The sequence below is a fragment of the Streptomyces sp. CWNU-52B genome (assembly GCF_047444975.1).
GTDB lineage: Bacteria > Actinomycetota > Actinomycetes > Streptomycetales > Streptomycetaceae > Streptomyces.
Map to the genome: position 1 here is coordinate 145772 of NZ_JBLFJV010000066.1, position 18036 is coordinate 163807.

At 69.3% G+C, this 18036-nt stretch carries 17 protein-coding genes; 14 read left to right on the forward strand and 3 right to left on the reverse strand.

Features of this window, described 5'->3' with window-relative positions; all coding sequences use genetic code 11:
* Nucleotides 1–16: 16 nt before the first annotated feature.
* On the forward strand, nt 17–1213 hold the full coding sequence (locus tag ACLVWQ_RS40225; RefSeq protein ID WP_414114322.1) for an acyltransferase family protein: 1197 nt from the start codon (nt 17–19) through the stop codon (nt 1211–1213).
* Nucleotides 1214–1328: 115 nt separating this feature from the next.
* On the forward strand, nt 1329–2024 hold the full coding sequence (locus ACLVWQ_RS40230; protein ID WP_414114285.1) for a demethylmenaquinone methyltransferase: 696 nt from the start codon (nt 1329–1331) through the stop codon (nt 2022–2024).
* A 65-nt stretch (nt 2025–2089) separates the two neighbouring features.
* Here the strand turns inward: ACLVWQ_RS40230 and ACLVWQ_RS40235 are convergent, their stop codons facing one another.
* Complete coding sequence (locus ACLVWQ_RS40235) at nt 2090–2473, reverse strand: PASTA domain-containing protein (protein ID WP_414114286.1); 384 nt, start codon at nt 2471–2473, stop codon at nt 2090–2092.
* A gap of 102 nt (nt 2474–2575) precedes the next feature.
* Nucleotides 2576–3082: a GNAT family N-acetyltransferase gene (locus ACLVWQ_RS40240; RefSeq protein ID WP_414114287.1), complete on the reverse strand. Its 507-nt coding sequence runs from the start codon at nt 3080–3082 to the stop codon at nt 2576–2578.
* A 148-nt stretch (nt 3083–3230) separates the two neighbouring features.
* On the opposite strand from ACLVWQ_RS40240, the gene ACLVWQ_RS40245 reads away from it, so the two are divergent.
* Nucleotides 3231–4571 carry a geranylgeranyl reductase family protein gene (locus tag ACLVWQ_RS40245; RefSeq protein ID WP_414114288.1) on the forward strand — a complete coding sequence of 447 codons (1341 nt, stop codon included), beginning with the start codon at nt 3231–3233 and terminating at the stop codon, nt 4569–4571.
* 113 nt (nt 4572–4684) lie between these two features.
* Here ACLVWQ_RS40245 and ACLVWQ_RS40250 read toward each other — a convergent pair whose 3' ends face one another.
* Entirely contained in the window at nt 4685–5521 is an 837-nt protein-coding gene (locus tag ACLVWQ_RS40250) for a C40 family peptidase (protein ID WP_414114289.1), read from the reverse strand.
* A 1515-nt stretch (nt 5522–7036) separates the two neighbouring features.
* On the opposite strand from ACLVWQ_RS40250, the gene ACLVWQ_RS40255 reads away from it, so the two are divergent.
* From ACLVWQ_RS40255 to nuoK, 11 genes are all read left to right on the forward strand, one after another.
* Nucleotides 7037–7396 carry an NADH-quinone oxidoreductase subunit A gene (locus ACLVWQ_RS40255; protein WP_055509254.1) on the forward strand — a complete coding sequence of 120 codons (360 nt, stop codon included), beginning with the start codon at nt 7037–7039 and terminating at the stop codon, nt 7394–7396.
* A 66-nt stretch (nt 7397–7462) separates the two neighbouring features.
* Nucleotides 7463–8017 carry a NuoB/complex I 20 kDa subunit family protein gene (locus ACLVWQ_RS40260; RefSeq protein WP_055509252.1) on the forward strand — a complete coding sequence of 185 codons (555 nt, stop codon included), beginning with the start codon at nt 7463–7465 and terminating at the stop codon, nt 8015–8017.
* Complete coding sequence (locus tag ACLVWQ_RS40265) at nt 8014–8763, forward strand: NADH-quinone oxidoreductase subunit C (protein ID WP_414114290.1); 750 nt, start codon at nt 8014–8016, stop codon at nt 8761–8763. The genes ACLVWQ_RS40260 and ACLVWQ_RS40265 overlap by 4 nt, the downstream gene beginning before the upstream one ends.
* The gene (locus tag ACLVWQ_RS40270) at nt 8760–10082 is read left to right on the forward strand and encodes an NADH-quinone oxidoreductase subunit D (RefSeq protein WP_414114291.1); all 1323 of its coding nucleotides are present in this window, start codon (nt 8760–8762) and stop codon (nt 10080–10082) included. The genes ACLVWQ_RS40265 and ACLVWQ_RS40270 overlap by 4 nt, the downstream gene beginning before the upstream one ends.
* Complete coding sequence (gene nuoE / locus ACLVWQ_RS40275; protein WP_414114292.1) at nt 10079–10972, forward strand: NADH-quinone oxidoreductase subunit NuoE; 894 nt, start codon at nt 10079–10081, stop codon at nt 10970–10972. Before ACLVWQ_RS40270 ends, nuoE begins: the two co-directional genes overlap by 4 nt.
* Entirely contained in the window at nt 10972–12354 is a 1383-nt protein-coding gene (nuoF, locus tag ACLVWQ_RS40280) for an NADH-quinone oxidoreductase subunit NuoF (protein WP_414114293.1), read from the forward strand. Before nuoE ends, nuoF begins: the two co-directional genes overlap by 1 nt.
* Nucleotides 12351–14870, forward strand: coding sequence for an NADH-quinone oxidoreductase subunit G (locus tag ACLVWQ_RS40285; protein ID WP_414114294.1), 2520 nt, complete (start codon nt 12351–12353; stop codon nt 14868–14870). Before nuoF ends, ACLVWQ_RS40285 begins: the two co-directional genes overlap by 4 nt.
* The gene (nuoH, locus tag ACLVWQ_RS40290) at nt 14870–16255 is read left to right on the forward strand and encodes an NADH-quinone oxidoreductase subunit NuoH (RefSeq protein WP_414114323.1); all 1386 of its coding nucleotides are present in this window, start codon (nt 14870–14872) and stop codon (nt 16253–16255) included. Before ACLVWQ_RS40285 ends, nuoH begins: the two co-directional genes overlap by 1 nt.
* The gene (gene nuoI, locus ACLVWQ_RS40295) at nt 16248–16889 is read left to right on the forward strand and encodes an NADH-quinone oxidoreductase subunit NuoI (RefSeq protein WP_414114295.1); all 642 of its coding nucleotides are present in this window, start codon (nt 16248–16250) and stop codon (nt 16887–16889) included. The genes nuoH and nuoI overlap by 8 nt, the downstream gene beginning before the upstream one ends.
* Nucleotides 16886–17728 carry an NADH-quinone oxidoreductase subunit J gene (locus tag ACLVWQ_RS40300; RefSeq protein ID WP_414114296.1) on the forward strand — a complete coding sequence of 281 codons (843 nt, stop codon included), beginning with the start codon at nt 16886–16888 and terminating at the stop codon, nt 17726–17728. The genes nuoI and ACLVWQ_RS40300 overlap by 4 nt, the downstream gene beginning before the upstream one ends.
* Nucleotides 17725–18024 (forward strand): NADH-quinone oxidoreductase subunit NuoK, encoded by a 300-nt coding sequence (nuoK, locus tag ACLVWQ_RS40305; protein ID WP_261704931.1) that lies wholly within the window; start codon nt 17725–17727, stop codon nt 18022–18024. Before ACLVWQ_RS40300 ends, nuoK begins: the two co-directional genes overlap by 4 nt.
* The last annotated feature ends 12 nt before the right edge of the window (nt 18025–18036 follow it).

An 18036-nucleotide genomic window follows, 5' to 3' on the forward strand; every position in this document is an offset into this window, starting at 1 on the left:
GCCGACGCCCGGTGCGCTGTGGAGCACGGCCCGGTCGCCGCAGGCGGAGCCCGCGCGGAAGGAGCGGCCGACGGCGGGCGATCCGGCGGGACCGGAACCGGCGGGTCCGGAGCCAGTTGGGCCTGAGCCGGCGGGGCCGGAGCCAGTTGGGTCGGCGACGCGTCCGGCCCGAGGCCGAGGCCGCGACCGTGACCGCTACTTCGACACCCTCCGCGCCGTCGCCCTGATCCGCGTCGTGACCTACCACGCCTTCGGCTGGGCCTGGGCGGGCATGGTCCTGCCCTCCATGGGGATCATGTTCGCGCTGGCCGGGACCCTGATGGCGAAGTCCCTGGAGCGGCCCGCCCTCAAGGTGATCAGGAGCCGGGTCCGCCGGCTGCTGCCGCCCTTCTGGTTCTGGGGACTCTTCGTCGTGGCGGCGATGCTGATCCACGGCTGGATGCCCGGCTGGCAGATCGTCTACTGGGTGGTGCCGCTCGGCGACCCGCCGGGCGACACGTGGGGCGAGCAGGCCTGGGAGATCCTCTGGTACCTGCGGACGTACCTGTGGTTCGTCCTGCTGTCGCCCCTGCTGCTGAGGGTCTTCCGGCTGGCCCCGGTCGCCGTCCTGGTCCTGTCGCTCGCCCCGATCGTGGTCGTCCAGTTCCTCCGGGCGCCGCCGGACAACCGCTTCGGCGTCGGACTCGTCGACCTCGCCACGTATCTGTTCTGCTGGGTCCTCGGCTTCGCGCACCGCGACGGCGTGCTCCAGCGGCTGAAGCCGTTCGCCGTCGTCGTCCTCTCGCTCGCCGCGCTCGGGTACGGCGGCTGGTACGCCGTCACGCACCAGGCCGAGACGGGCTCGTACGACCTCGACGACATCCCGTACGCCCAGGCGTTCTGGTCAGCTGGGTACGTGACCCTGCTGATGTACGCGAAGGCGCGCCTCGGGATCGACTTCGCGTGGCTGGCCCGTCTCCGGCGCCTCGACCGGGTCGTACGGATCTTCAACGCCCGCGCGGTGACCCTCTACCTCTGGCACGAGCTGGCGCTGATCCTGGCCGTCCCGCTGATCGACCAGTTCTGGAACGTGCCGGCCTTCGAGACGTATCTGCCACTGGAGAGCCAGTGGTTCATGTTCGGTGTCGGCTGGGTCCTCATCGGCGTGTTCGTGCTGCTGTGCGGGTGGGTGGAGGACGTGGCGGCGAGGACGAAGCCGAGGCTGCTGCCCTGAGAGATCCCTCAGCGGGCCGGAAGATCCCTCAGGGGGACCGGACGATCCCCCAGGAGGACCGGCGTACGGGCCGGGTGCCGGAGAATCGCCCGGTCCGTACTGCCACAATGGAACGGTGACCCGCGCATCCCTGAACAAACAGCCGCACGAAGTCGCCTCGATGTTCGACGACGTCGCGGAACGCTACGACCTGACGAACGATGTGCTGTCGCTCGGCCAGGACCGGGTGTGGCGCAAGGAGGTCGCCAGGGCGGTCGACGCGCGGCCCGCGCAGAAGGTCCTCGACCTCGCCGCGGGCACCGCCACCTCCTCGCTGCCCTTCGCGCGCACGGGTGCGTACGTCGTCCCGTGCGACTTCTCCCTCGGGATGCTCAAGGTCGGCAAGAAGAACCACCCCTGGCTGCCGCTCACGGCCGGCGACGCGACGAAGCTGCCGTTCAAGGACGACACCTTCGACGCGGTGACGATCTCCTTCGGCCTGCGGAACGTGCAGGACACGGACACCGCGCTGCGGGAGCTGTACCGGGTGACGAAGCCCGGCGGGCGCGTGGTGATCTGCGAGTTCTCGCACCCGACCTGGGCGCCCTTCCGCACCGTCTACACCGAGTACCTGATGCGCGCCCTGCCGCCGGTGGCCCGTACCGTCTCCTCGAACCCCGAGGCGTACGTCTATCTCGCCGAGTCGATCCGCGCCTGGCCGGACCAGCCCGCCCTCGCGGAACGCCTGGTCGGGGCCGGCTGGTCGAAGGTGGCCTGGCGGAACCTGACGGGCGGGATCGTCGCACTGCACCGCGGCTTCAAGCAGAGTTAGTTAGTTAGCTCTAGCTAGCGGGTGGACCCGGTACCGGAAGGCCGGAGGGCTCGGGTGCGCGCGTCTCACCCGAGGAGCGCGAAGGGGTCGCCCGGAGAGGTGGGCGCGCCCGGGGCGTAGGGGTCGCCCGGCGGGTCGAGTTCGCGCTGCAGGCCGCCCGAGGGGGGCCGGGGCAGCCGCGGCTCACGGACCCCGGCGCCTCCGTCGCCCTCACCCTCGCCGAAGTCGAACCACACCGTCACGACGGCGCCGCGCGGCACCTCGGAGTCGGGCGGCGGGTACTGGCGTACGACGTAGTCGACGACCGTCCGGTCGAAGTCGGGCCGGTCGGGTGCGTCGAGGAACACCCCACGGTCCTCGGCCGTCTCGCGCGCGTCCACGGCCATCAGACCGACGAGCCGCGGTACGCGCACTTCGGGTGTCTTGCGTGGTTTGCGCACAGACGTCACCCCCAGCGGTACCGGCAGGGTAAGCCCATGCCGGGCCCCGCCGGAAGGCGTCGGAGGCCCGGCGGGGCCCGGCCGGTGAGCCCTCTCGCCGCCCCGTGCCCGTCAGAGAGCCAGGCGGTAGCAGTGCCCGAACTGGTCCGACGTGGGCGAGGTGAACGTCTCCACCAATTCCATGCCGAGGCGTCCGGTCACGGCGATCGAGCGTTCGTTGCGGGAGTTCACCATCGCCACCACGGAGGCGATGCCTCTCGCCCGCACCCGTTCCAGCGTGAGCCGCGCCGCCGCGGTCACGTACCCCTTGCCCCAGTACTCCCGGCCGAGCCGCCAGCCGATCTCGATCTCACCGGCCGGACCCCACGTGTACGGCCATGGCTGGGCGCCGGTGAAGCCGATGACGCGCTCCTCCTCGTCGAGCATGGTCCAGAAGCAGAATCCGTGCTCGGCGTCATGCCGGCGTTGCCGGGCGGTCAACTCCTCGTAGACGGACAGTTCAGCGGATTTCCCACCGTGGAACTCCATCACGTCCGGGTCGTCGAAGACCCGGTGCCAGGCGAACGCGTCCTCGTCGGTGGGGACGCGCAGGTGTACCACGGGGAGAGCTCGGTTCACGGGGGGCAGCCCTTCAGCCGGACGATCAGTACCGCTGCATAGACTGCCCATGTCCCGTGCCCGTCAGCACGCGGATTTCGAGACTTAGCGCTTTTTACGACTTCACGCTTTAAGACTTCGTGCCTTCGAGCCTTGGGGAGACCCCGCCGTGACCGAGTCCCAGTCCCAGCCCCTCTCCGGACCCTCCGCGCCTCTGTCCGAACACTCGGCCGACGTGATCGTCGTCGGGGCGGGGCCGGCCGGTTCCACCACGGCGTACTACCTGGCCAAGGCCGGACTGGACGTCCTGCTCCTGGAGAAGACCGCGTTCCCGCGGGAGAAGGTGTGCGGGGACGGGCTGACGCCCCGCGCCACCAAACAGCTCGTCTCCATGGGGATCGACATCTCGGAGGAGGCGGGCTGGCTCCGGAACAAGGGGCTCCGCATCATCGGCGGCGGCGTCCGGCTCCAGCTGGACTGGCCGGAACTCGCCTCCTACCCCGACTACGGGCTCGTCCGTAAGCGCGACGACTTCGACGAACAGCTGGCCCGCCAGGCCCAGAAGGCCGGCGCGCGCCTGTACGAGCGCTGCAACGTCGGCGCCCCGATCGTCGACGACCGCACGGGCCGCATCACGGGCGTCCACGCGAAACTCGGTGACGCCGACGCGGCCGACTCCAGGGAGAAGCGCGAAGTCACCTTCCACGCGCCCCTGGTCGTCGCCGCCGACGGCAACTCGACCCGGCTGTCCCTGGCGATGGGGCTGCACCGCCGCGAGGACCGCCCGATGGGCGTCGCGGTCCGTACGTACTTCACGTCCCCGCGCCACGAGGACGACTACCTGGAGTCGTGGCTGGAGCTGTGGGACCGCCGCGGCCCAGGCGAGGACCGCCTGCTGCCGGGGTACGGCTGGATCTTCGGCATGGGCGACGGCACGTCGAACGTCGGCCTGGGCGTCCTCAACACCTCGGCCGCGTTCAAGGAGCTGGACTGGCGCGAGGTCCTGAAGGCGTGGTGCGCCTCGATGCCCGAGGACTGGGGCTACACCCCGGACAACATGACGATGCCGATCCGCGGCGCGGCCCTGCCGATGGCCTTCAACCGCCAGCCCCACTACACGAAGGGCCTGCTGCTCGTCGGCGACGCGGGCGGCATGGTGAACCCCTTCAACGGCGAGGGCATCGCCTACGCGATGGAGTCCGGCCAGATCGCCGCCGACGTCATCGTCCAGGCCCACGCGCGGGCGACCCCCTCCCAGCGCGAACTCGCCCTGCACCGCTACCCGAAGGTCCTCAAGGACACCTACGGCGGCTACTACACGCTCGGCCGGGCCTTCGTGAAGCTCATCGGCAACCCGAACGTCATGAAGATCGCCGCCCAGCGCGGGCTCACGCACCCGATGCTGATGAAGTTCACCCTGAAGATGCTGGCCAACCTGACGGACCCGACGGGCGGCGACGCGATGGACCGCATCATCAACGGCCTGTCGAAGGTGGCACCGAAGGCGTAGGCGGTCTCCCGGGGCGGCCCCTGCGGGCGTCCCTGCGCGCGTCCCGGTGGGCACGCCTGAGGGCCGCTTCCCTCACCGAGGGGAAGCGGCCCGTCAAGCCGTGTGACCGAAGGTCAGAGCACCCGCACCGCACCGCTCGCGGGGTAGCCCGACAGATCCTGGATGACGACACCCTTCGACGGGTTCGCGGCGTCCAGGTACTGGCCGCCGCCGATGTAGACGCCCACGTGGTACGCCGAGCCGGCACCGCCCCAGTACAGGATGTCGCCGACCTGGACGTTGGACAGCGAGACCGGGGTGCCGGCCACGGACTGGTCCTGGGAGACGCGCGGCAGGTCGACGCCGACCTGCTTGAACGCGGCCTGGACCAGACTGGAGCAGTCCCACGCGTCGGGGCCGGAGGCGCCCATGACGTAGGCGTCGCCGACCTGAGCCTTGAGGAAGCTGATGACGGACGCGACGCTGCCACTGGCAGGGGCCACGACGTCGCTGCTGACCGCCGTACTGGCCGTCGTGAGGGTCGTCCGGCCCGCGTTGCGCGTGGCGCGCTCCGCGGCCTCCTTGCGGGCTTCCTCGGCCTTCTCCTTGGCCTCCGCCTTCTTCTTCGCGTCGGCGAGGTCCGCCTTGGCCTGCTTCGCGGCCTTGGTGGCGGCCGCGTCACGCTCGGCGCGCAGCTGGTAGTCGGCCGCGGCCTGCTGGGTGACCTCCGCGGACTCGGCGACCTGAGCGGTCATGTCGGACGTGAGCGTGGGCAGCTCGATGGTCTGGGTCACCGGCTCGGCCGCGTTGGCCGTTCCGGCGGCACCGGCCACTGCCAGGGTGCCGAGGACGCCACCGGCAACTCCGGCGCGCATCGCGAGCGCCGAACTGCTGCGAGGCCGGGGTTTCCGGTGGCTGGGTATGTGAGCGGTGTGGGACATGGGTACAACCGGTATCAGGGGCTCCTCCATACCTTCAAGAAACGTGTGGTGCGCCACAATTGTTCAACGGGCGCCCGAATCCAGGCCGCGACGCCCCTTATTGACTCCGTAACGGGCATTGTGGACAGCGTCCGGCGTGCCTGTGATCACGGCCTTTTCGAGTTACGTCCGAATTGCCCCCGACCTACCACTCGTTGATGCGGATGGCCAAGCCCGGTTGTTTCCGGCCCGTTACCGTTGTGACGCACGTCACGGAACGGTGGCCGTGATGGCTGCGTCGACGCGCACATCGCGGGCAGACTCGAACGCGCCGGCCCGCCGCCCCTGACCCGGGGTCACTCTTGGTGCCAAGTCACCCGAAGATGCCCGGATCTGCCCCACATTCCCCCCGAATCACACCCGCCCACGGATCCACAGCGAACGGGCCCCGCCCTGACCCGCCGAGGATCCGCTCCGTCCCACCCCGAACCACAGCAGAGCGCGAACCGGCCCCTGGCCCGGATTCCGGACCTGGACCCTGGACCCTGGACCTGGACCCTGGAAGTGGACCTGGGTCTTGAGGTGGGCCGGGAAGTGGACCCGCACCGTCGCTTGCGCCGGGACTCGGAACCCGGAACGACCTGGTCCTGGCCTGCACCCTCACGTCGGCCCGCGCCTCGCGCTCGCTCGGACTCCGGGCCTGGGTCCTGCCCCCGGCTAGGGCTCCGGCTCGGATTCGGGCCTGGCTCGGACATCGGACCTGGGCCCGCGCCCTCATGCGGGCCTGCGCCTCGCGCTCGCTCTTACTCGTACCTGGACTCGGAGTTGGGCTTGGGTTCGGACCCTGATCCCGGTCGGGCTCGGGCTGGGTCTGGCTCGGGCCCCGTACCCGCACTCGCTCTCTCGCTCGGCCCGCACGCCGGCGCCGCCCCGGACCGGACCTGGACCCCGGTCTGCCCCGAGGGTGACTCGCCTGCACTCGGGCCCCGCCCGCGCCCGGCGCCGACCCCGGCTCTGGCGCGACCCGTCGGAGCCGGTCCGAGCCGGTCCGGCCCGGCCGGGCTGCCGACCCGGACTCTCGCCTGTGAAGTGGCCCCTCGCTCGTGAACGCGCGCACGCACCCCGCGCCGTCCACACCCGGCACCTCAACTCCCCCCGAGGTGTGAATGAGTTCCACTATCAAGCGACCTCGTCCAGCACCAATTTGCCTTAGGTAAGCCTTGCTTGATAGAGGATTGCGCCCCGGACCAGGGGTAACGGGTGGAAATGTCACCTCTGGTGATCACTCGGACGCTTCTCGTACGAAGATCGGCGCTCATCGGACTTCATGATCCATCACCGGGTGGTGGAGATCACAAAGGCGTTGTCGTACCCCGTGTCGCAGATCACAGACCGGCAGGCATAGGATGCGGGGCAGTTGGGCTTGTGACCTGCTTCACATGAGCACGATCTTCGTGGAGCCGCACGGAGCGTGTGTGCCTCACGAAGGTCGTGGGGTGCGCGGAGCAGGAGTGGAGCCCGATGCAACCGCCAGCAGTCAATGCCGACTGAGAGGAGCGAGGAGCGGTGAACGCGTATGCGCCCATCCTCGTACTGGGAGCCCTCGGGGCAGGCTTTGCGATCTTCTCCGTGGTCATGGCCACGCTAATCGGTCCAAAGCGATACAACCGGGCCAAGCTCGAAGCCTACGAGTGTGGAATCGAGCCGACCCCCACGCCGGCGGGCGGCGGGCGGTTCCCCATCAAGTACTACCTGACGGCGATGCTCTTCATCATTTTCGATATCGAGATCGTCTTCCTCTATCCCTGGGCCGTCACTTTCGACTCGCTCGGGGTCTTCGGGCTCGTGGAGATGCTGCTCTTCGTGCTCACCGTCTTCGTCGCCTACGCGTACGTGTGGCGGCGCGGCGGCCTGGAATGGGACTGAAGCCCGCATGGGACTGAACCCCGCAAAGGACTGAGCCCCGTATAGGGGACAGAGGAGCCATTGAGCATGGGACTCGAAGAAAAGCTGCCGAGCGGCTTTCTGCTGACCACCGTCGAGCAGGCCGCGGGGTGGGTGCGCAAGTCGTCCGTCTTTCCTGCCACCTTCGGCCTCGCCTGCTGCGCCATCGAGATGATGACGACGGGCGCCGGCCGCTACGACCTCGCGCGCTTCGGCATGGAGGTCTTCCGCGGCTCACCGCGGCAGGCCGACCTGATGATCGTCGCCGGACGCGTCAGCCAGAAGATGGCGCCGGTCCTGAGGCAGGTCTACGACCAGATGCCCAACCCCAAGTGGGTGATCTCCATGGGGGTTTGTGCGTCGTCGGGCGGCATGTTCAACAACTACGCGATCGTGCAGGGCGTCGATCACATCGTCCCCGTGGACATCTACCTGCCCGGCTGTCCGCCGCGGCCCGAGATGCTGATCGACGCGATCCTCAAGCTCCACCAGAAGATCCAGTCCTCCAAGCTCGGTGTGAACGCGGAGGAAGCGGCCCGCGAGGCGGAGGAAGCGGCGCTCAAGGCGCTCCCCACCATCGAGATGAAGGGGCTGCTGCGGTGAGCGACGCGAACGCCAACGGCACGAACGGCACCAACCCCGAGAAGGACCTCGGCGCCTCCAACCTCCCGGGCCAGCGCGGCGAGGGCGGGGAGGAGATCCGCGTCCAGCGCGGCATGTTCGGCGCCAACAACGGCGGGGACACCTCCGGATACGGCGGCCTGGTCCGCTCGGTCCGCCTGCCGGGACCGACCGCCCGCCCCTACGGCGGCTGGTTCGACGAGGTCGCCGACGAACTCGAGGGCGCCCTGGAGGAACAGGGCCTGGTCCCGGAGAACGCGATCGAGAAGACGATCGTCGACCGCGACGAGATCACCTTCCACATCGAGCGCGAGCACCTGCTTCGGGTCGGCCGGACCCTGCGCGACGACCCGGCCCTGCGCTTCGAGCTCTGCACCGGCGTGAGCGGGGTCCACTACCCGCAGGACAAGGGACGCGAGCTGCACGCCGTCTACCACCTGCGCTCGATCACCCACAACCGGCTGATCCGCCTGGAGGTCAGCGCTCCGGACGCCGAACCGCACATCCCGTCCCTCGTCTCGGTCTATCCGACGAACGACTGGCACGAGCGCGAGACGTACGACTTCTTCGGCATCGTCTTCGACGGTCACCCGGCGCTGACGCGGATCATGATGCCGGACGACTGGCAGGGCTTTCCGCAGCGCAAGGACTATCCCCTCGGCGGCATCGCCGTCGAGTACAAGGGCGCCCAGATCCCGGCTCCGGACCAGCGGAGGTCGTACTCATGAGTACGCAGTCAGCATCAGCGCGGGAGACCACCGAGGGGACCGTCTACACGGTCACCGGTGGCGACTGGGACGAGGTCGTCCAGACCGCGGCCAGGTCCGACGACGAGCGCATCGTCGTCAACATGGGCCCCCAGCACCCCTCCACCCACGGCGTGCTCCGGCTCATCCTGGAGATCGACGGCGAGACGGTCACCGAGGCCCGCTGCGGCATCGGCTACCTGCACACCGGCATCGAGAAGAACCTCGAGTTCCGTACGTGGACACAGGGCACCACCTTCGTGACGCGCATGGACTACCTGACGTCCTTCTTCAACGAGGCCGCCTACTGTCTCGGCGTCGAGAAGCTCCTCGGCATCGAGGACCAGATCCCGGACCGCGCGACGATCATCCGGGTGCTCCTGATGGAGCTGAACCGGCTCTCCTCGCACCTGGTGTGCATCGCCACCGGCGGCATGGAACTCGGCGCCACCACGATCATGATCTACGGCTTCCGCGATCGTGAACTCGTTCTCGACATCTACGAACTGATCACCGGCCTGCGCATGAACCACGCGTTCATCCGGCCCGGCGGTCTCGCCCAGGACCTGCCCCCGGGCGCGGTGGACCACATCCGCGAGTTCGTGAAGAAGATGCGCAAGAACCTTCCCGAGTACGACAAGCTCGCCACCGGGAACCCCATCTTCAAGGCCCGTATGCAGGACGTCGGCCACCTCGACCTGGCCGGCTGCATGGCGCTGGGCGCCACGGGGCCGGTCCTGCGGTCCGCCGGGCTCCCGCACGACCTGCGCAAGGCCCAGCCGTACTGCGGCTACGAGACGTACGACTTCGACGTGCCGACCACCGACACCGCCGACGCGTACGGGCGCTTCCTCATCCGCCTGGAGGAGATGCGCCAGTCGCTCGCGATCGTCGAGCAGTGCCTGGACCGGCTGGAGCCGGGACCGGTCATGGTGACCGACAAGAAGATCGCCTGGCCCGCCCAGCTCGCGCTCGGCCCCGACGGCCTCGGCAACTCGCTCGACCACATCAAGAACATCATGGGCACCTCCATGGAGGCCCTGATCCACCACTTCAAGCTGGTGACCGAGGGCTTCCGCGTGCCGCCGGGACAGGCGTACGCGGCTGTCGAGTCACCCAAGGGGGAACTTGGGGTGCACGTCGTGTCCGACGGAGGCACCCGCCCCTACCGGGTCCACTACCGGGACCCGTCCTTCACCAACCTGCAGGCCATGGCGGCGATGTGCGAGGGCGGCCAGGTCGCCGACGTCATCGTCGCTGTCGCGTCCATCGACCCCGTGATGGGAGGCGTCGACCGGTGACCACCACTCCTTCCGAGCAGGGCGTACAGCCACAGGGCATCAGCTTGGGGATGCCCCAACTGCCCGCGCCCGACTACCCGGACGACGTCCGGGACCGGCTCGCGGCGGACGCGCGCGAGGTCATCGCCCGCTACCCGGACTCCCGGTCCGCCCTCCTGCCGCTGCTGCACCTCGTGCAGGCGGAGGAGGGCCATGTCACGCGCACGGGCCAGCGGTTCTGCGCGGAGATGCTCGGCCTCACCACGGCCGAGGTGACCGCGGTCGCGACCTTCTACTCCATGTACCGCCGCAAGCCGAGCGGCGACTACCAGGTGGGCGTCTGCACCAACACCCTCTGCGCCGTCATGGGCGGGGACGCGATCTTCGAGTCCCTGCAGGAGCACCTCGGTGTCGGCAACGGCGAGACCACCGACGACGGCGCGGTCACCCTGGAGCACATCGAGTGCAACGCGGCCTGCGACTTCGCGCCGGTCGTGATGGTCAACTGGGAGTTCTTCGACAACCAGACCGTCGAGAGCGCCAAACGCCTCGTCGACGACCTGCGCGCGGGAACACAGGTCGAGCCGACGCGCGGTGCGCCCCTGTGCACCTTCAAGGACACCGCCCGCATCCTCGCGGGCTTCCCCGACGAGCGCCCCGGCGCGGTCGAGGCGAGCGGCGGCGCGGGACCCGCCTCGCTGATCGGCCTCCGGCTGGCCAAGGGGGAGACGGCTTCCGCGCGCGTGGTGCACCCGCGCGGGTCCGGAGCTCCCCGGGACGAGTCGCCGCAGGACACGTCGCCGCACGCCACGCCGTCGGCCGAGCACCTCAGTTCGCACGACGCGCCGCAGGACACGTCGGCCTCCGACCCGGACCACCCGGCCGGGCCTGCCGCCGAGGAGGGGGAGTGATGACCTTGTCCACTCAATACGGGGGCACCTCCCGGCCGGGGACCGGCTCGGAGGACAGTCCCGAGAAACTGCTCGCACCGGTGCTGTCGGCCTTCTGGGACGAGGTCGAGTCCTGGACGCTGGACACGTATCACCGGCACGACGGATACGAGGGCCTGCGCAAGGCGCTCGCCATGTCGCCGGACGACCTCATCGCGTACGTGAAGGACGCCGGTCTGCGCGGCCGGGGCGGCGCGGGATTCCCCACCGGAATGAAGTGGCAGTTCATTCCCCAGGGTGATGGAAAGCCTCACTATCTAGTTGTCAACGCCGACGAATCGGAGCCGGGAACCTGTAAGGACATCCCGCTTCTCTTCGCGAACCCGCACAGCCTCATTGAGGGCATTGTCATCGCCTGTTATGCGATCCGGTCGTCGCATGCCTTCATCTACCTGCGTGGTGAAGTCGTCCCCGTGCTCAGGCGGTTGCACGAGGCCGTACGCGAGGCTCAGGCGGCGGGCTACCTCGGCGAGAACATTCTGGGCAGCGGACTCGATCTCCAGCTCACCGTGCACGCGGGCGCGGGCGCGTACATCTGCGGTGAGGAGACCGCGCTGCTCGACTCGCTCGAAGGCCGCCGTGGACAGCCGCGACTTCGTCCCCCTTTCCCCGCGGTCGCGGGCCTCTATGCCTGTCCGACTGTTGTGAACAACGTCGAGTCCATCGCGTCGGTTCCCGCGATTCTCCACAAGGGCAAAGAATGGTTCCGATCGATGGGGAGCGAGAAGTCCCCGGGCTTCACGCTCTACTCGCTCAGCGGCCATGTCACCAGCCCCGGCCAGTACGAGGCCCCGCTCGGCATCACCCTTCGCCAGCTCCTCGACATGAGCGGCGGAATCCGGGCCGGACACCGCCTCAAGTTCTGGACGCCGGGCGGCTCCTCGACCCCGATGTTCACCGAGGAACACCTCGACGTCCCTCTTGACTACGAAGGAGTGGGCGCCGCGGGTTCCATGCTCGGCACAAAAGCACTCCAATGCTTCGACGAGACGACCTGTGTCGTCCGTGCCGTCACCCGGTGGACCGAGTTCTACGCCCACGAGTCCTGCGGCAAGTGCACGCCCTGCCGCGAGGGCACGTACTGGCTCGTGCAGCTGCTGCGCGACATCGAGGCCGGCAAGGGCGTCATGTCCGACCTCGACAAGCTGAACGACATCGCCGACAACATCAACGGCAAGTCCTTCTGCGCGCTGGGCGACGGCGCCGCCTCACCGATCTTCTCCTCCCTCAAGTACTTCCGCGAGGAGTACGAGGAGCACATCACGGGCCGCGGCTGCCCCTTCGACCCCGCCAAGTCGACGGTCTGGGCCGACAAGGACAAGTACACGGAGGTGAACGCATGACCGTGACCACCAGCGCTCCCTCCGGAGGCGGAGAGGCGGCCGTTCCGCCGGAGGATCTCGTCTCGCTGACCATCGACGGCGTGGAGCTCAGCGTGCCCAAGGGCACCCTGGTCATCCGCGCCGCCGAACAGCTCGGCATCGAGATCCCCCGCTTCTGCGACCACCCGCTCCTCGACCCGGCCGGCGCCTGCCGCCAGTGCATCGTCGAGGTCGAGGGCCAGCGCAAGCCCATGGCGTCCTGCACGATCACCTGCACGGACGGGATGGTCGTCAAGACCCATCTCACCTCTCCCGTCGCGGAGAAGGCCCAGAAGGGTGTGATGGAGCTCCTGCTCATCAACCACCCGCTGGACTGCCCCGTCTGCGACAAGGGCGGCGAGTGCCCGCTGCAGAACCAGGCCATGTCGCACGGCCACGCCGAGTCCCGCTTCGACGGGAAGAAGCGGACGTACGAGAAGCCCGTCCCGATCTCCACCCAGGTGCTGCTCGACCGTGAGCGGTGCGTGCTGTGCGCCCGCTGCACCCGGTTCTCCAACCAGGTCGCGGGCGACCCGATGATCGAACTGATCGAGCGGGGCGCGCTCCAGCAGGTCGGCACCGGCGAGGGCGACCCCTTCGAGTCGTACTTCTCCGGGAACACCATCCAGATCTGCCCGGTCGGCGCGCTGACCTCGGCGGCGTACCGCTTCCGCTCGCGGCCCTTCGACCTGGTCTCGTCGCCCTCCGTGTGCGAGCACTGCGCCGGCGGCTGCGCGACCCGCACCGACCACCGGCGCGGCAAGGTCATGCGGCGTCTGGCGGCCAACGACCCCGAGGTCAACGAAGAGTGGATGTGCGACAAGGGCCGCTTCGGCTTCCGGTACGCGCAGCAGCGGGACCGGTTGACGACGCCGCTGGTGCGCGGCGCGTCCGGTGAGCTGGAGCCCGCCTCGTGGCCCGAGGCACTGGACGTGGCGGCCCGGGGACTCCTGGCGGCCCGCTCCCGGACCGGTGTCCTCACCGGCGGCCGGCTGACCGTCGAGGACGCCTACGCGTACAGCAAGTTCGCGCGCGTGGCCCTCGACACGAACGACATCGACTTCCGCGCGCGCGTGCACAGCGCCGAGGAGGCCGACTTCCTGGCCGCCCGCGTCGCAGGGCGCGGCAAGGACCTCGACGGCACGGGCATCACCTACACCACCCTGGAGAAGGCCCCCGCCGTCCTGCTCGCCGGGTTCGAGTCCGAGGAGGAGGCACCCGGTGTCTTCCTGAGGCTCCGCAAGGCCTGGCGCGGACACGGACAGCGGACCTTCTCGCTGGCCACGCACGCGACACGCGGCCTGGAGAAGGCGGGCGGCACGCTCCTGTCGGCCGCCCCCGGCACCGAGACCGAGTGGCTGGACGCGCTCGCCTCGGGAGTCGGCCTGGACGGCGACGGGGCGAAGGCCGCCGAGGCGCTGCGCACCGACGGCGCCGTGATCGTCGTCGGCGAGCGGCTGGCCTCCGTGGCGGGCGGGCTCACCGCCGCCGTCCGGGCCGCCACCGCCACCGGCGCCCAGCTGGTGTGGATCCCGCGCAGGGCGGGCGAGCGCGGCGCGATCGAGGCGGGGGCGCTGCCCTCGCTGCTGCCCGGCGGACGGCCGGCCACCGACCCGCGCGCGCGGGACGAGGTCTGCCAGGCCTGGAAGATCGCCGCACTGCCGCACCGGCACGGCCGCGACACCGGACAGATCGTCGAGGGTGCCGCCACCGGTGAGCTCTCCGCACTCGTGGTGGCGGGCGTCGAGGTCGCCGACCTCCCCGACCCCGCACGCGCGCGTGCGGCGCTTTCGGAAGTTGGCTTCCTGGTGTCGCTGGAACTGCGTCCCAGCGAGGTCACCGACCACGCGGACGTCGTACTCCCGGTCGCCGCGGTCGCCGAGAAGGCGGGCACCTTCCTCAACTGGGAAGGCCGGGCACGCCTCTTCGAGGCCGCTCTCAAGCCCGACCAGATGACCCGCCGGGTGGCGCCCACCGACGGCCGCGTCCTGCAGATGCTGGCCGACGCCATGGACGTACACCTGGGACTGCCCGACCTGCGCACCGCGCGCGTGGAGCTCGACCGGCTCGGCGCCTGGGACGGGCCGCGGGCCACCGAACTCCTGGGGACCTCGGCCCTGGCGCCGCGGCCCGCGGCGGGGGAGGCGGTGCTCGCCGGACACCGGCTGCTGCTGGACCGGGGCCGTCTCCAGGAGGGCGACGAGGCGCTCGCCGGGACCCGGCACGCCGCCCACGCGCGCGTGTCGCGCGCCACGGCCGCCGAGGCGGGCGTCAAGGACGGCGACACGCTGGCCGTGACAGGGCCCGCCGGAGCGGTCGAACTGCCGCTGCGGATCACGGAGATGCCCGACCGTGTGGTCTGGCTCCCGCTGAACTCCGCCGGGTCGGGCGTCGCCTCGGACACGGGCGCGACCCCCGGCGCGCTCGTCCGTATCGGACCGGCGACGCTCGCCGCCGAGGTTTCCGAGAACGAGGCTCCCAAGGAGGTGGAGGCATGATGGCGAACCTCGCCGCGCCGGCGTACCTGGCCGCGGAGGACCTCTCCATGTTCGGCCGCGACCCGTGGTGGCTGGTCGTCGTCAAGGCGGTCTTCTGCTTCGCCTTCCTGATGATCACCGTGCTGTTCTCCATCGTGTGGGAGCGCAAGGTCGTCGCCTGGATGCAGCTGCGCATCGGCCCCAACCGGCACGGACCCTGGGGCATGCTCCAGTCGCTCGCCGACGGCGTGAAGCTGATGCTCAAGGAAGACCTGATCGTCAAGCGCGCGGACAAGGTGGTCTACGTCCTCGCGCCGATCGTGGCCGCGATCCCGGCCTTCATGGCGATCGCCGTGATCCCCTTCGGGCCGGCCGGCAACGAGATCTCGATCTTCGGCACGCGCACCACGATGCAGCTCACCGACCTGCCGATCGCGATGCTCTTCATCCTCGCGGTCGCCTCGGTGGGCATCTACGGCATCGTCCTGGCGGGCTGGTCCTCCGGGTCGACGTACCCGCTGCTCGGTGGCCTGCGCTCGTGCGCCCAGATGATCTCGTACGAGATCGCCATGGGCGCCGCGTTCGCGTCGGTGTTCCTGTACTCCGGCTCGATGTCGACCTCGGAGATCGTCGCTCAGCAGCACGACCGCTGGTACATCGTCCTGCTGCCGGTGTCGTTCCTGATCTACATCGTGACGATGATCGGCGAGACCAACCGCGCCCCGTTCGACATGCCTGAGTCCGAGGGCGACCTGGTCGGCGGCTTCAACACCGAGTACTCGTCCATCAAGTTCGCGCTGTTCATGCTCGCCGAGTACGTGAACATGGTGACCGTCTCGGCGGTCTCCGTGACGCTCTTCCTGGGCGGCTGGCGGGCCCCCTGGCCGATCAGCACCTTCTGGGAAGGCGCCAACCACGGCTGGTGGCCGATGCTGTGGTTCGTCATCAAGGTGCAGTTGCTGCTGTTCTTCTTCATCTGGCTGCGCGGCACGCTGCCCCGCGTCCGCTACGACCAGCTGATGAAGCTCGGCTGGAAGGTCCTGATCCCGGTCTCCGTGGTCTGGCTGATGGCCGTGGCGACCGTGCGGACGCTGCGCAACGAGAACTACGACTTCGCCGACATCGCCCTGTACGTGGCCGGCGCCGTACTCGTCCTGCTGCTGCTCTCCTTCATCGCCGACATGTACCGCGACCGGAAGGAGGCGCAGGAGCCACCGCCCGAACCCGTCGCCTTCGACCCGATGGCGGGCGGATACCCCGTACCGCCACTGCCCGGACAGGAGTTGCCGCCGGTGCCCCGGCGCCGCCCGCGCCGGGAGCGGGAGCTGATTGTCAGTGGTGGACCCGATACTGCCAGTGACGGATCCGATGGACCTCGTGACGGAAAGGAGGCGTCCGATGGCTGATGAGCAGAAGGAGACCAAACCCGGTTTCCAGAATCCCGTCGCAGGCTTCGGCGTGACCTTCAAGGCCATGTTCAAGAAGCGGCTGACCGAGCAGTATCCGGAAGCGCAGAAGACCACCGCCCCGCGCTTCCACGGCCGGCACCAGCTCAACCGCCATCCGGACGGCCTGGAGAAGTGCATCGGCTGCGAGCTGTGCGCCTGGGCCTGTCCGGCCGACGCGATCTACGTGGAAGGCGCGGAGAACACCGAGGAGGAGCGCTACTCCCCGGGCGAGCGGTACGGCCGCGTCTACCAGATCAACTACGCGCGCTGCATCCTGTGCGGCCTGTGCATCGAGGCGTGCCCCACGCGCGCGCTCACGATGACCAACGAGTTCGAGCTGGCCGACAGCAGCCGCGCCAACCTCATCTACACCAAGGAGCAGCTGCTCGCCGGTCTGGAGGAGGGCATGGTCGAGTCGCCGCACTCGATCTTCCCGGGCACGGACGAGCAGGACTACTACCGGGGCCTGGTCACCGAGGCCGCGCCGGGTACGGAGACCCAGGTCGCCGTCTCCAAGGGCGAGGTCCCGCAGGCGAGCGCGTCGGCCCCGGGTGCGGACGAGCCGGCGCCGGAGCAGGTGATCGGCCGATGACCGCGCAACTCGCCGCCCACACCACCTCGCTCGCGGCCTACTCGACCTCCACCGGAGAGGCCTTCCAGTTCTGGATCCTCGGCACCGTCGCCGTGATCGGCGCCCTGTGCACCGTCTTCATGAAGAAGTCCGTGCACAGCGCGCTCTGCCTCGCCGGAACCATGATCATCCTGGCGGTGTTCTACCTCGCCAACGGCGCCTACTTCCTGGGCATCGTGCAGGTCGTCGTCTACACCGGCGCGATCATGATGCTGTTCCTCTTCGTGGTCATGCTCGTCGGTGTCACCGCGGCGGACTCCCTGAAGGAGACCATCAAGGGCCAGCGCTGGCTGGCCCTCCTGTGCGGTCTCGGCTTCGGGATCCTGCTGTGCGCGGGCATCGGCAACGCGTCGCTGTCGGAGTTCAACGGCCTGTCCCAGGCGAACTCCGGCGGGAACGTGGAAGGGCTGGCCGCCCTCATCTTCACGAAGTACGTCTTCGCCTTCGAGATCACCGGCGCCCTGCTCATCACGGCCGCCGTCGGCGCCATGGTGCTCACCCACCGCGAGCGCGCCGAACGGCCCAAGACGCAGCGCCAGATGGCCGAGGAGCGCGTACGCAAGAACCAGCAGCTGCCCCCGCTGCCCGCCCCCGGCGTCTACGCCCGGCACAACGCGGTGGACATCCCCGGTCTCCTGCCGGACGGCACCCCGTCCGAGCTCACCGTCATCAAGACACTGCGCGACCGCGGTCAGATCCGTGACGTGTCGGGCGAGGCGCTCAAGGACCTCAAGGCCCTGGAGCAGCGTTCCGAGGAGCGGCTCGGCCGCGAGGACCGTGAAGAGGAGGCCGCGAAGTGAACCCCGTCAACTATCTGTACCTCGCCGCCCTGTTGTTCACGATCGGCGCCACCGGCGTCCTGATCAGGCGGAACGCGATCGTGGTGTTCATGTGCATCGAGCTCATGCTCAACGCCTGCAACCTCACGTTCGTGGCCTTCTCCCGCATGCACGGCAATCTCGACGGCCAGATCATCGCCTTCTTCACGATGGTCGTCGCCGCCGCGGAGGTCGTGGTCGGGCTCGCGATCATCGTGTCGCTGTTCCGTTCCCGCCACTCGGCCTCGGTCGACGACGCCAGCCTGATGAAGCTGTAAGGGGTCGCTGCA

Bases quoted from the DNA above. Each gene is read 5' to 3' on its own strand.
- ACLVWQ_RS40300 (WP_414114296.1), top strand. From the start codon at position 16,886: ATGACCGCGCAACTCGCCGCCCACACCACCTCGCTCGCGGCCTACTCG.
- nuoI (WP_414114295.1), top strand. From the start codon at position 16,248: ATGGCTGATGAGCAGAAGGAGACCAAACCCGGTTTCCAGAATCCCGTC.
- ACLVWQ_RS40270 (WP_414114291.1), top strand. From the start codon at position 8,760: ATGAGTACGCAGTCAGCATCAGCGCGGGAGACCACCGAGGGGACCGTC.
- ACLVWQ_RS40260 (WP_055509252.1), top strand. From the start codon at position 7,463: ATGGGACTCGAAGAAAAGCTGCCGAGCGGCTTTCTGCTGACCACCGTC.
- ACLVWQ_RS40285 (WP_414114294.1), top strand. From the start codon at position 12,351: ATGACCGTGACCACCAGCGCTCCCTCCGGAGGCGGAGAGGCGGCCGTT.
- nuoH (WP_414114323.1), top strand. From the start codon at position 14,870: ATGGCGAACCTCGCCGCGCCGGCGTACCTGGCCGCGGAGGACCTCTCC.
- nuoF (WP_414114293.1), top strand. From the start codon at position 10,972: ATGACCTTGTCCACTCAATACGGGGGCACCTCCCGGCCGGGGACCGGC.
- ACLVWQ_RS40250 (WP_414114289.1), bottom strand. From the start codon at position 5,521: ATGGAGGAGCCCCTGATACCGGTTGTACCCATGTCCCACACCGCTCAC.